Here is a 13,449-nt window from a genome sequence, read left to right as displayed (position 1 = left end):
TTGAGCTACGCCCTACCAGCCCAACCTACGAGAAACACACATTACACCCTCATTAAATCAACTCCAACTCAAATCCGTATGCGTCAACGGCAACTGCCTGACCCGCTTGCCTGTCGCCGCAAAAATCGCATTGCAGATAGCTGGTGCCACCGGCGGAAAGGCGGGCTCACCCAGCCCCGTCACAGGAAAATCCGTCTTCAGGAAGTGGGCCTCCACCTTGGTATAACCATCCTTGATGCGCAGCAAGGAATATTCATTAAAATTACCTTGCACAACACGGCCGCGCTGTATATCAAGCTCAGGATACATCAAGGTACTGATGCCATCCAAAACTGATCCCTGTACCTGATGTTCTGCACCGCTAAGGTTGACGATCTGCGAACCGATATCGGTGACCACGACCACTCTGTCAACCTTGAGCTCACCCTGCTTGCTGACCGTGACTTCAGCCACCTCGGCAATATAACCACGATGACTGAAATGGAAGGCGATGCCCTGCCCCTGCCCACGCGGGAACTTCTTTTTACCCCAGTCTGCCTTGAGCGCCACTTCCTGCAAGACCCGTTTCATGCGGCCCACATGATAGGGTTGACCACGCTCACCTGTGCCTGGCACGATTTCTTTATCGCCAAGGATATCAAGGCGGAACTGTAAAGGATCACGTCCAGCGGCATGTGCCAGCTCATCAATAAAGCTATGGAACACCCATGCAAACACATTGCTGCCCGGTGCTCGCCATGGGCCCATGGGGATATTGCACTCCATCAGCGTCTGCTCCAGCAGGCAATTGTCCAGCCAGCGGCCGGGAAATTCATCGCCCGACAAACTGGCACCACTGCCCGCCTGCAATTGCGGCTTGCCATCTCTTGTAACCTTATTACCAAAGCTGACGAAGTGATTATGCCAGGCGCTGAGCTTGCCCTTGTCATCCACTGCACCGCGCAAGAAATGAAAGCCACCTGCACGGAAATGATCATGCCGCATATCATCTTCACGCGACCAGGTAAGTTTGACAGGCGCATTGACGCGTCTGGCAATCGCTGCTGCCTCGACGATAAAGTCCGAACTCAAGCGACGGCCAAAGCCGCCGCCACTGCGAATGATGTGCAGCTTGATTTTATCCTTGGGCATGGCCAGGACTTCAGCGACTAGATTCTGGCCAGACTCAGGCAACTGGGTTGGTGCCCAGATTTCCAGGCTGCTGTCTTTGGCATTGTAGGCTGCCGTGCAATTTTGTGGCTCCATGCTGGCATGCGAGATAAATGCGTAGGTGTAGGCTGCTTCCACCGTCTTGGCGGCTTTGCCCATGGCGGCTGCAACATCACCGTCCTTGCGCAAAGTGGTAGTGCCTGACTGAGTAGAAAGTTTTTTTGCTTGCTCAGCAAAACCGGCCCAGCTTTCAGTAGCGCCCTTCCCCTCGTCCCATTTTATATCCAGCTGCTTGCGGGCGCTGAAGGCGGCCCAGGTGGTCTCGGCAATAATCGCGACACCAGGCATGAGGCCGCGCAGATTGTCCGTGCCTTCAATGACAAAGGCATCTTTGACGCCTGGCAGGGTCTTGATATGGTCGAGATTGGCGCTGACCACCTTGCCACCAAAAACCGGGCATTTTTCATACACGGCATACAACATGCCGGGCAATTTCACATCAATGCCAAACAGCGGTTTACCACTGACGATGGATGGGTTATCAACACCACCTATGCGAGTACCCAGCAGCTTGAATTGCGCTGGGTCTTTGAGTTTGACACCCTTGGCATCCGGCAAAGGCAGGCTCGCTGCCTTGGCAGCCAGCGCTGCATACGTCAGTTTGCGATTGCTGGCCGCATGGTGTACAGCACTCTCAGCCGCATGGCATTCAGAAGCTGGCACATCCCAGGTCTGCGCAGCGGCACTAAGGAGCATGGTGCGCGCCGTAGCACCCAGGCGACGGAATTCATTGTAATTGGTAGGCGTGGAAGTCGAACCACCAGCGCCCTGGCTGCCGTAGGCAGGATTAAGGTCACCCTGGATGACGCGCACATCTTTCCAGTTCACTTCCAGCTCTTCGGCTATCACCATAGGCAACGAAGTCTTGATGCCCTGCCCTATCTCTGGCTGTTTGGAAACCAGGGTCACCGTACCGTCACTGCCTATGCGTATCAAGGCATGCGGGACAAAGTCTGCTGCATTAGTTGCTGAGGCAGCAGGTTTGCTGATCTGGGCCAGTGCACCGTCGCCAACACCCAGGTAAGCCAATACCAGGCCACCTCCAGTAAATGCCGACATGCGCAAAAAGTCCCGGCGGGTCGGTGAGCTGACTTCTGCTGGCATTGCGCTGTTTATCTGCTTATTCATTTCGCCACCTTCTTCTTGCCATTCGCGAGCTCAGCCGCCCTGTGTATCCCTGCACGTATGCGTATATAGGCAGCACAGCGGCAAAGATTGCCGCCCATGGCGGAGTCGATGTCAGCATCAGTAGGATGGGGCTTGTCTCTCAACAAAGCCGCAGCAGACATGATCTGGCCAGCCTGGCAATAGCCGCATTGAGGAACATCCAGTTCTTGCCAGGCGGTTTGCAATGGGTGCGTGACCTTGGCATCCAGGCCTTCTATGGTAGTGACTTTCTGTTTACCCACGGCAGAAACAGGCACCATACAGGAACGAACAGGCGAACCATTGACATGTACAGTACAGGACCCGCACTGGCCCACACCGCAGCCATATTTGGTACCAACCAGGTTCAGGCTGTCGCGCAGCGCCCATAACAAAGGGGTATCGGGGGCGACATCTACGGCCTGCAACTGGCCGTTAATATTCAGGGTATGTTTACTCATGCTGAGTCCGATAAAGTTGAACAAGTCCAATCAGGCATGCAAGATTGTATGCTCTTTAAGAAAATCAGGTGAGGCGGTTTCAAATCAATACATGATGAGCGATTGTCATGTACAAAGGGATACCGAGCAAGATATTTAATGGAAAGGTCAAACCCAGTGACATGCCCAAATACAGTGCTGGCGAAGCTTCAGGAATAGCAAAGCGCAAAACCGCCGGCACCGCAATATAGGAGGCGCTGGCAGCAAGTACCATCAACAGCGCGGCATCCCCGGCAGGCAAACTGAACAAGGCCGCCAGGCCTAGCGCTATTCCAGCATTGACCAGCGGTGCCAGCAAGGAATAGGCAATCAGCAAGGGGGACTTTCCACGCAATTGTCCCAGGTTGCGTGCAGCCTTTAAACCCATATCAAGCAGAAAAAACGCCAGCATGCCTTTGAACAGGTCGCCAGAAAATGGCTGCATCGAGGCCTTGCCTGCCTCACCGGAAAGTATGCCCACCAGCATGGCCCCCAACAACAGCAATTGCGCACCGTCGGTCAAGGACTCGTGCAGTATCTTGCCTAGCGTGGGTACAGTACCAGCCGCACCCACAGTCGTGTTGCGCTTGCGCACTGTATTTGCCACGATCACGGCAAACAGTATCGCTGGCGACTCCATCAGCGCCATTGCGGCCGCCATGTGGCCGCCGTAAGGCAAACCATGGGTATCCATGTACTGCACCGCCGTGATAAACGTGACCGCGCTGACAGAACCGTAAGTCGCCGCAACGGCAACCGCATCAAGCGCAGGCAAAATTCGCTTTAAGGCCAGGTAAGACAATGCGGGAACAATCAGCGCCAATGCGATAGCGCAACCCAGGCTGGTCACCAGTTGCAGGTTAAGGCCAGAATGCGCCAGCGCAAAACCGCCCTTCAGACCCAGGGCCATGAGTAAATACAAGGACAGGAATTTGGCAATCTGTGAGGGAATCTCCAGGTTTGATTTCATCAAACCAGCCAGGATGCCAAAGATAAAAAAGAGAATGGCGGGGTCGAGTAAGCTCTGCATATCTGCCTTAAATAAATCGTTGGCAGGCATGGTAAGCGCAGGCCATCATAAGGTAAAATCAATTTTACTAACTACAATCATAGATAAAAACCTATGAACATTAGCTTTAGACAATTGCAGATCTTCATACGCCTGGCAGAGCTGCGCAGCATCAGTGCTGTTGCACGCGCCTGTCACGTGACTCAACCCACGGTGTCCATGCAACTGAAAGAAATGACAGACACCATAGGTATGCCCTTGTATGAAGTGATAGGCAAAAAACTGCACCTGACCAAAGCAGGCGAAGAATTGGCGAGCACCGCCCGCAACCTGGCACATGAATGGGGCAGCTTTGAACAACAAATCGCTGCCATGAAGGGATTGACCGCGGGCAGCTTGCGGGTGGCCGTGGTCAGCACCGCGAAATACTTTATCCCCCGAATGCTGGGTGATTTTTGCAGGGAGTATACAGAAATTGATATTGCGCTCGAGGTGCAAAACCGTGACGGCATCGTCGAGCGTCTGAGACACAATTTGGACGATATCTACATCATGTCCACGCCGCCCGGCGACATTGACGTCGTCAAACAAGTATTCTTGCCAAATCCACTGGTCGTGGTTGCTCACTTGCAGCATCCTTTGGCGGGAAAAAACAGGCTGCAATTTGCCCAGTTATTAAATGAGCGCTTTATCCTGCGTGAACGGGGCTCTGGCACCAGGCTGGCGTGCGAGCACTACTTTAGCGAGAATAAGATCACACCCCTGGTCAGACTGGAGCTAGGTAGCAACGAAGCGATCAAACAAGCGGTTGCAGCCGACATGGGGCTGACCATCCTGTCACGCCATGCGCTGGGCGATCATTTAACAGATCAAAACCTGACCGTTCTGGACGTCCAGGATTTTCCCATCATGTCGAACTGGTACATCGTCCACCTGCGAGGCAAACGCCTGTCTCCCATTGCCAGCAATTTTCTTGGCTACCTGAGCAAGCACGCACAAGACAAGCTTGAGTGATCAGATCAAGGCAAAATCAACAGCCCTGAATGCTGAAAAGAATTACGGTCACCACGACGATAACTACGATAGACATGTTTACCTTCCCCAGTCTTGCTACACATGGTGCAAGGCACGGCATGGTCAATCTCGGTAATACCGATTTGCTGCAAGGCATGTCTGGCCAATACATTCAGGTCAACGTAACGGTAACGCGGGTTGATGGCGCTGGCATCGAGATCAGGAAATTGCCGCACAAAATCCGCCGCCAGTTCTTCGCTGACTTCAAAACAGCATGGACCTATATGCGCACCGATGGCCGCCACCCAGTCTTGCGGCTGCTCGCCCTGTGCGGCCAACTCCTGCCACAAGGTTTGAACCACACCACCGACGATGCCACGCCAGCCTGCATGGGCAGCGGCAATCATTTTGCCATCTCGCCTGGCTAGCAAGACAGGTACGCAATCAGCAGTGATCACGGTCACGGGTATGCCCGGCAGGCGCGTGAAAAAAGCATCGGCATCACCGCACTGCTGGGATTGCTCTGTCACTTCCACCACGCGGATACCATGTACCTGCAGCTTGTTAGGTACGGTGTCCCAATGCCCACTCAGGCTGGCCGGGACAAAGTCGCGTGCATTACCAAAGCCATGACGTATGCCAGGGATGTTGGAAAGAACCTTGCTTTGGTGTTGGCTATGATGGCTGAGTTGCAAAACTGACTCCGGTAAGTTCGTTGAGAGCAAGATTTTAACGAGTTTTTGTTGAGAGTGTTCGATAGCGTGGACATTAGTTGCCTGGGTCTAATGAACATGACTGTCTTTAATTTCTGACATATCTGGTCCAAGATTGCATTCCAGCAGTATCCTGGCAGCCACTTCTTTTTCTTGCTCTATGAGCGAGCAGTACAAGAAAACGCGAGCAGATCATCATTCGATGGTCTTGCAAGCATGCATTCTATTTTCAATTAACACTAATAAATATAGACGAATAATCATATGGCTTTCTCACTCTACGCATTGCTCGGCAATGAAGCGCCAAGCTTTTCAAATGAATCATTGGCTGTAGATTTGAAAAATTATTTTCGCCAGGAAGAAGGATTCTCCATAGAGTTCGAGCAATTGCCCTTTGCCCACACGAAGACCTTGGTATTGCATTGGAACATGTGGCTGGTTAGGGTCTGTTATGAAGAAGGAGAAAATGTGGTGGCTGATTCAATTGAAATACAAAAACTTTTAGGCGCAACAGCAACGCCTGCTCTTTCGACTATTAGCAAAAGGATTCGTATTGTTTTTGGCGATGACGAAAGGCGTGAACATACTAATCAAATTATCTACATCATAGATTTCTTAAAAGAAATTCATGATGTGAAAATCTTTGATCCACAACAAAATAATTTAGTGAACTCAGTGTAGCTACAGTTTCCACTAACCACATTTTCCATTGACATCCAGTTTTCAATACACTACTGTATTGAAAACAAAACCGATATGGAGACTGCTGATGATGGAGAGAATCTGGACGCGCAGCTATAGTGCCGGGGTGCCGGCGGATATTGATGTGGCGGCGTTGACATCGATAGGCGAGTACTTTGAACAAGCCGTCAAGACCTATGGCAAGCGCCGGGCCTTTATCAGTGGCAGCAGTGGTGTCAGCTACACCTATGACGAACTCGATCTGATGTCGCGGCAGTTGGCCAGTTATTTTCAGAACCAGCTTGATTTGCCCAAGGGTGCACGGGTGGCCCTGATGATGCCGAATGTGCTGCAATATCCTGTGTGCCTGTTTGGTCTCTTGCGGGCTGGTTATGTGGTGGTGAATGTCAACCCCATGTACACGCCGCGCGAACTTGAGCATCAGTTGAAGGATAGCGGTGCGGTCGCCATGATCGTAGTTGAACTGTATGCCCATACACTGGAAAAAGTGATTGCCAACACCAGTGTCAAACATGTCATCGTCACGGGACTGGCCGACATGATGCCGCCTGTGAAGCGCATGCTGGGTAATTTCCTGATACGCAAGGTCAAGAAAATGGTGCCGCCCTATAAACTGCCTGGGCATGCCAGTTTTTTGAACGTGCTGAAACAGGGCAAGGTTACCGACTATCGCAGTGTCAAGGTAGCACCCAACGACCTGGCCTTCCTGCAATATACAGGTGGCACAACGGGGGTCTCCAAGGGAGCGATGCTCAGTCACTTGAACATACTCGCCAACGCCAAGCAAGGCGAGTTGTGGAGCGCGCCTTTCATGGATAAGTCGCAAGAGATCATCAGCATCACAGCGATACCGCTTTACCATATCTTTGCCTTGGGCTCTTGCCTGAGCTTTGTTGGCCTGGGTGGCACCAATGTGCTGGTGGCTGATCCACGCAAGATACCTGAGTTTGTCAAGATACTGGCGAAGTATCCCTTTGTCTCTTTACCTGCGGTAAATACCTTGTTCAATGGTTTGTTGAATGACCCTGAATTTGCCAAGGTGGATTTCAGCCAGTTGCGCTTTGCCATAGGCGGCGGTGCAGCCGTGCAAAGGCCGGTGGCAGAACGCTGGCAGCAAGTGACTAACTCACCGCTGGTGGAAGGCTATGGCCTGACAGAATGCTCGCCTACGGTGACAGTCAACCCGCTGGACATGAAAGAATACAGCGGCAGTATAGGTCTGCCATTGCCCTCGACCTATGTATCAATACGCAATGCCAGCGGCGAGGATGTGCCACCAGGTGAAGCTGGCGAACTATGCGTGCTTGGCCCGCAAGTCATGCAGGGATATTGGCAGCGCCCGGAAGAAACTGCCAAGGTCATGACTGCCGATGGCTACCTGCGTACTGGCGATGTCGCCATCATGGATGAACGGGGTTTTCTGAAAATCGTCGACAGAATGAAGGACATGATCCTGGTGTCCGGGTTCAATGTCTACCCCAATGAAATCGAAGAAGTCGTCATGATGCATGCCGACGTCATGGAAGTGGCTGCCGTCGCTAAGACAGATGCGCATGCGGGTGAAGTCGTGAAGATTTTTGTCGTCAAAAAGAACCCTGCCTTGAGTGAAGCGAGCTTGCTTGCCCACTGTCGCCTGCATCTGACAGGTTATAAAATCCCCAAGGAAATACGCTTTGTCGACGAACTGCCCAAGAGCAATGTGGGCAAGATATTGCGCCGTGAATTGCGCAACCTGGACTAAGGAAAAGCCATGACTGAACTTATCGTCCGCCGTTTACTGATTGATCTGACAGCGCCCATCCCTGCTCGCTGGAATGGTGGCGATGCCTTTCGCTCAGCGTTCTTCAATGCCCTGTCGATGAGCTTTCCTGTGGGCGAACAATACTTCATCGACTCGGTACGGGCGGGTTTAAAGACCTTGCCTGATGCTGCACGTGCAAAGTATGAACAGGAGGTGCGCGGCTTCATCGGCCAGGAGGCAACCCATAGACGTATCCACAGCTTGTTCAATGCCCACCTGGATAAGCTTGGCTTCCCCAACATCATAGAAAAGCGGGCACTGCGACGTCTGGAAAAGAATGCCCACCTCGATGTGCGTCTGCATCTGGCAGCTACGGCGGCGACCGAGCATTTCACCGCCATCCTTGCCAACTGGATGCTGCGTCATCCATTTGCCTTGCAAGGCAGTGAAGACAGATTGAAAACCATGTGGCTATGGCATAGTGCGGAAGAATCTGAACATCGCTGCACCGCCTATGATATCTACCAGGCTGCAGGCGGTGACTATCCCAGGCGCATCAAGGTGTTTCGCTATATCACCATGATCTTCATGACGGATGTGCTGTACCAGACCATGCGCAATCTCTGGCATGATGGTGCGCTGTTCAAGCTTTCTACCTGGCGCAGTGCCTGTCGCTTCCTGTTTGGCAAGGATGGCATCATCAGCGCCAATCGCCAGGCCTGGCGCGACTATCTGGCGGCAGATTTTCATCCAGACCAGCATGATGCCAGCCTATCGCGGCAATGGCTGGCGGATAATGCGGGGCAATTTGCCGTGGTTGGCTGAAAGCGTCGAAGTAATAGCGAGCAAGCTCTGCATAAAACACTACTACAAAAACAGGTATGAAATTAAAATCCGTAACTCTGGTGACATTGGGCATTATCGCCGTCGCTGCTGGCACGCTGTATCTCAATCGCATCAACGTCTTACGCTATTCGCTAGGATGGTACACCGATATAAAACATCCGCGTGAATCTTACAGGCCAGTGCAGTGGATGGATGGTCCTGCCCAGCCGGTCGGTACTAGCCCACGCTTGCCCAATGTGATCATCATCCTGGCAGATGACCTGGGCATCAATGATGTCAGCACCAATGGTGGCGGCTATACCAAGTTAGGGGCGGCAACCCCGAATATTGATTCTATAGCCCGTGATGGCGTCAATTTTGTCGAAGGTTATTCTGGTGCCGCCGTCTGCACGGTATCACGCGCTGCCTTGATGACTGGTCGTTACCCCTGGCGCTTTGGAGTAGAGTTCACACCCCTGCCTGGTGCTATGGCCAGAGTAGTGGCAAAGCTCAATACAGAGGCAGACCAACTGCATCCCACCCTCCTGAATAGTGAAAGAATTCGGGAGATGAAAGACTTTGATGACCTGGGCATGCCTGCGTCTGAAGTCACCGTCGCTGAAATCCTGAAGCAGCGCGGTTACCACAATATCCACATCGGGAAATGGCACCTTGGCAGCACCAAAGACATGCGGCCAAACAATCAGGGCTTTGATGAAAGCCTGTTCATGGAAAGCGGGCTCTACCTGCCGCAAGACAGTGCTGACGTGGTCAATTCCAAGCAGGATTTTGATCCCATCGATAAATTCCTGTGGCCCAACATGCGCTTTGGCGTGAGCTATAACGGCGGCAAATGGTTTGAGCCAAACAAGTACCTGACGGATTACTTTACCGATGAAGCCGTCGCTGCCATCAAGAAGAATAAGAACCGCCCTTTCTTCATGTACCTGGCACACTGGGGTGTACACACCCCGCTGCAAGCCAGCAAGGCAGATTATGATGCCCTGAGCGGCATCAAGGACCACCGCCAGCGTGTCTATGCTGCCATGGTGCGCTCGGTAGACCGCAGCGTAGGCAGGATACTGCAAACCCTGCGCGAACAAGGCCTGGATGAAAATACCCTGGTTATTTTTTCCAGTGACAATGGCGCCCCCGGTTATCTAGGCCTGCCAGAAGTCAACCGCCCCTACCGCGGATGGAAATTGACCCATTTCCAGGGCGGACTGCGCGTGCCCTATATGGCAAAATGGCCAGGCCACATCGCCCCCGGTCAGCGCTATGCACAAGCGATTTCCAATATCGACATGCTACCCACCATCGCTGCCGCCACGGGTGCTGCACTACCTTCAACCCGCACTGTGGATGGTGTCAACCTCCTGCCCTTCCTGGGCGGCCAGCCTGCCACACAAGCCCAGCGCCCCCTGTACTGGCGCGACGGCGACTACCGCGCCGTGCTCCACCAGGGCTGGAAACTGATTTCATCAGAACTACCTAAAAAAGACTGGCTATTCAACCTGCAAGCCGACCCCACAGAAAAAGTCAACCTGGCGACCCTGCAACCAGAAAAATTGCGTGAGCTAAAACTCATGCTGCAAAACCACCACGCCAGCATGCCTGCATCGCTATGGCCCTCCCTGGTCGCAGCCCCTATCTACATAGACAAAACCCTGGACCAGGCGCGTGACAAGAACGACGAGTACACCTACTGGGCAAATTGAAAGCGGGCCTTAGCGATAAGGTCTTTTGAAGCGAATAGCGCAAGCTGTTCGCTTTTTTTCATAACTGACTCGGCAAACAAGGGCACTGAAAGTCGCATTGCCGTTGCTACTGGGTTTGACTTGGGGGGTGCCGTTGTTTTTGACGTTAGCATTTCCCATGTGTAGACGCCGTTTGTGCGGTACAGAAAATGGATTAGAAATGCCCGTTGTTTGAGCGTAGCGAGTTTCGGGCATTTCCCATTTTTTGTGCTGCACAAACGGGAACCCCGAAGGGGCGGCTATGCCTGGGTCGCCTTTTTGGCCCACCTTTTTTGGCGAGACAAAAAGGTGGGTAGCCGCCGGTCTACCACCGGCCGGCAATCGTTATTGGCGCGTACAGGCATTTGAAAATCAAATCGTCCAAAGCACCACGACTCAGAATTTCATACCTTCACGATATGCCACGAAAGCCGCTGGATTCCCGCTAAAAACATGCTGGAATGACGTTAACATTGTTGCTCTTACATTAAGAGTCTGTCAGCCAGGACAAGAGAATCGAATTAATTCTAAAGCTTCCGGAATTGAGCATTCCGAAAAAATATCGCTCTCAAAAACCGTAAATACAAAAACCCGATTGACACATTCAATACACATATGTACTGTTAACAAAAACCACCCACCATCACTTTAAGCAAACACCAAGCCAATGACATCCAAACCCTACGAACTGCATGGCTGGCACCTGTCCTACTTCACCGGCAAAGTGATGTGCTATCTGAATTACAAGAAAATCCCCTACGTCTATCATCAGGTCAATTTCTGGACACTGACCAGGACGGGCAAAAGCAAAACTGGTGAAGTCGTGATGCCCCTGCTGGTGACACCGGACGAGGCATGGTTACAAGATTCCAGTGTCATGATCGACTATCTCGAAGCGCTCTTTCCACAAGCACCTGTCATACCACATAGCCCGGTACAAAAATTCGCATCTTACCTTATGGAAGCCTGGGGGGATGAATGGTGGGTGCCCATTGCCATGCACACGCGCTGGAATTATCCAGAAAACTATGCCCTGTTTGAACGCGAAGCAGGCAACGCACTCCTGCCACACTTCCCGCGTTTATTAAAAAAGCGTGCTGTCGCCTTTGTCGCCAACAAGTTACGCGGCATGTTGCATGCCGTTGGCGTTCGGCCTGAGCAGCACAAGATGATGAATGAGTGGACCATTAACATGCTGGATTTGCTGGAGCAGCATTTCTCCAGACATGCATACTTGTTTGGTGATGCCCCGACAATCGGCGACTTTGGCCTGGTGGGCACCATGTATGGGCATCTGGGGCGTGATCCCTGGCCTGCGCGTGCACTGGTAGCACCACGGCCACATCTGCGTGCCTGGATAGACAGAATGTCTACTGGCAAAATTGCGAGCGGCAGTCTGCTCGCAGAGGATAAAATTGCACCTACCCTTGTCCCGATTTTCAAAGCCATCTGTGCAGAATTTATCCCCATGGTGGCGGCCATTAATGAGCAGCTCAAAGCCGTACAAGCGAAAATACCGGCAGGCAAAGCATTACCACGCAGGCTGGATGAAATTTGCATACCCATGGGTAATCAGCAATTTTCGCGGGTCGCCTTACCTTATACTTTGTGGATGGTGCAACGTTGTCTGGATGTGCTGGCAGAGATGAATGCAACGGACCAGATGAAAGTCAAGCTATGGTTGCAGTCAGTGGGTGGTGCCGACTTGCTGGCGCTGGAAATACCACGCCTGCGCCGCATCGGCTTGCGTGTGGCATTAGAATCCGGGCTAGTGCAGAATTCGACAATACTAAAAACAGCACAAGGTCAGGCATGAGTAAAACCAGGCAGGCATACATCTTGATCGCAGCGATTATTCTTATCGCAGTATTGGCTTTGTTTTTTTTCAGAAAGCCAGCTATTGGTGAAAGTACCTCTACAGGCAAGCTCCAGGCAACAGTTGCGACACCCAGAGAATGCGCATTACCAGCAGATGCAGGTACAACGCCCCACCCTGGCATGGTCTGGATACCCGCTGGCCGCTTTGACATGGGTGACAGCAAATACCCGGAAGAAAAGCCAGTTCAGGAAGTGGCCGTTGAAGGTTTCTGGATGGACAAAACAGAGGTCAGCAACGCTGAATATGCTGCCTTTGTCAAAGCTACAGGCTATGTAACGGTTGCCGAGCGCCCTGTCGATGAGCGCCTGCACCCCGGTTTGCCAGAGGAGATGCGCAAACCCGGTGCGGTGGTCTTTGTCATGCCCAGGGATGCCGATGTGAATGGCCCGCCCAGCCAATGGTGGCGTTATATTCCTGGTGCCAACTGGCGTCATCCAGGCGGACCAGAGACAACGATAAAAGGCAAGGAAGCCTTTCCGGTGGTTGCAATCGCGTACGAAGATGCGCAGGCCTATGCAAAATGGAAAGGCCATACCTTACCTGGCGAAGCGCAGTGGGAATGGGCTGCACGCGGCGGCCAGGTCAAGGCAGGTATGGATCATGAGCAACCCAAGAATGCCAATACCTGGCAAGGTCTGTTCCCGGTACAGAATTCTGGCGAAGACGGCTTCATCGGCCTGGCACCAGTCGCCTGTTATGCGCCGAATGCCTATGGCTTGCATGACATGCTGGGGAATGTGTGGGAAATGACGGCTGATACATTCACCCCCAATCATTCATCCCTGAATTCAGCCCCGCACTCACCAGACCAACTTGCCAAGCGCAATGTAGCAGCAGCCAGCCATGTCATCAAGGGCGGCTCTTTCCTGTGCGCGCCCAATTACTGTGTACGCTACCGCACTGGTGCCAGGCATGAACAAGAGGATGATCTGGCTGCCAGCCATCTTGGTTTTCGTACCATCTTGCTGGCAGCACCGCCAACCAGTCGATAGAGGT

11 protein-coding genes are annotated in these 13,449 nt (G+C 52.5%); 7 read left to right on the top strand and 4 right to left on the bottom strand.

Annotated elements, in window-relative coordinates; all coding sequences use genetic code 11:
- Positions 1–57: 57 nt before the first annotated feature.
- The 3 genes from Q8K39_RS17435 to Q8K39_RS17425 form a co-directional block, all read right to left on the bottom strand.
- Positions 58–2,337, bottom strand: a complete 2,280-nt coding sequence (locus Q8K39_RS17435; protein ID WP_305262179.1) for a molybdopterin cofactor-binding domain-containing protein — start codon at positions 2,335–2,337, stop codon at positions 58–60.
- Positions 2,334–2,816 (bottom strand): (2Fe-2S)-binding protein, encoded by a 483-nt coding sequence (locus tag Q8K39_RS17430; protein WP_186952797.1) that lies wholly within the window; start codon positions 2,814–2,816, stop codon positions 2,334–2,336. Before Q8K39_RS17430 ends, Q8K39_RS17435 begins: the two co-directional genes overlap by 4 nt.
- A 79-nt stretch (positions 2,817–2,895) precedes the next feature.
- Positions 2,896–3,864 (bottom strand): sodium-dependent bicarbonate transport family permease, encoded by a 969-nt coding sequence (locus Q8K39_RS17425; protein ID WP_305262174.1) that lies wholly within the window; start codon positions 3,862–3,864, stop codon positions 2,896–2,898.
- A gap of 93 nt (positions 3,865–3,957) precedes the next feature.
- Between Q8K39_RS17425 and Q8K39_RS17420 the strand changes: the two genes are divergently transcribed.
- Positions 3,958–4,857 (top strand): LysR family transcriptional regulator, encoded by a 900-nt coding sequence (locus Q8K39_RS17420; protein ID WP_305262172.1) that lies wholly within the window; start codon positions 3,958–3,960, stop codon positions 4,855–4,857.
- A 5-nt stretch (positions 4,858–4,862) separates the two neighbouring features.
- Here Q8K39_RS17420 and pgeF read toward each other — a convergent pair whose 3' ends face one another.
- Positions 4,863–5,552: a peptidoglycan editing factor PgeF gene (gene pgeF, locus Q8K39_RS17415; RefSeq protein ID WP_305262171.1), complete on the bottom strand. Its 690-nt coding sequence runs from the start codon at positions 5,550–5,552 to the stop codon at positions 4,863–4,865.
- A gap of 282 nt (positions 5,553–5,834) precedes the next feature.
- Between pgeF and Q8K39_RS17410 the strand changes: the two genes are divergently transcribed.
- The 6 genes from Q8K39_RS17410 to Q8K39_RS17385 all read left to right on the top strand — a co-directional run bounded on the left by Q8K39_RS17410 (position 5,835) and on the right by Q8K39_RS17385 (position 13,445).
- Positions 5,835–6,251, top strand: coding sequence for a hypothetical protein (locus tag Q8K39_RS17410; RefSeq protein ID WP_305262169.1), 417 nt, complete (start codon positions 5,835–5,837; stop codon positions 6,249–6,251).
- A gap of 91 nt (positions 6,252–6,342) precedes the next feature.
- Positions 6,343–8,013 (top strand): AMP-binding protein, encoded by a 1,671-nt coding sequence (locus Q8K39_RS17405; protein ID WP_305262503.1) that lies wholly within the window; start codon positions 6,343–6,345, stop codon positions 8,011–8,013.
- A gap of 9 nt (positions 8,014–8,022) precedes the next feature.
- The gene (locus tag Q8K39_RS17400) at positions 8,023–8,838 is read left to right on the top strand and encodes a metal-dependent hydrolase (RefSeq protein ID WP_305262167.1); all 816 of its coding nucleotides are present in this window, start codon (positions 8,023–8,025) and stop codon (positions 8,836–8,838) included.
- 56 nt (positions 8,839–8,894) lie between these two features.
- Positions 8,895–10,556 carry a sulfatase-like hydrolase/transferase gene (locus Q8K39_RS17395; protein ID WP_305262165.1) on the top strand — a complete coding sequence of 554 codons (1,662 nt, stop codon included), beginning with the start codon at positions 8,895–8,897 and terminating at the stop codon, positions 10,554–10,556.
- A 685-nt stretch (positions 10,557–11,241) separates the two neighbouring features.
- A complete protein-coding gene (locus tag Q8K39_RS17390; RefSeq protein ID WP_305262163.1) occupies positions 11,242–12,390 on the top strand; it encodes a glutathione S-transferase family protein in 1,149 nt (382 codons plus the stop codon).
- The gene (locus Q8K39_RS17385; protein ID WP_305262161.1) at positions 12,387–13,445 is read left to right on the top strand and encodes a formylglycine-generating enzyme family protein; all 1,059 of its coding nucleotides are present in this window, start codon (positions 12,387–12,389) and stop codon (positions 13,443–13,445) included. The genes Q8K39_RS17390 and Q8K39_RS17385 overlap by 4 nt, the downstream gene beginning before the upstream one ends.
- The last annotated feature ends 4 nt before the right edge of the window (positions 13,446–13,449 follow it).

Origin of the sequence: Undibacterium sp., assembly GCF_030683615.1 — a bacterium.
In the GTDB taxonomy this organism is placed as follows: Bacteria; Pseudomonadota; Gammaproteobacteria; order Burkholderiales; family Burkholderiaceae_D; genus Undibacterium; species Undibacterium umbellatum.
Note: the sequence above shows the minus strand (reverse complement) of the source record. Positions and strands in the feature narration are given on the sequence as shown.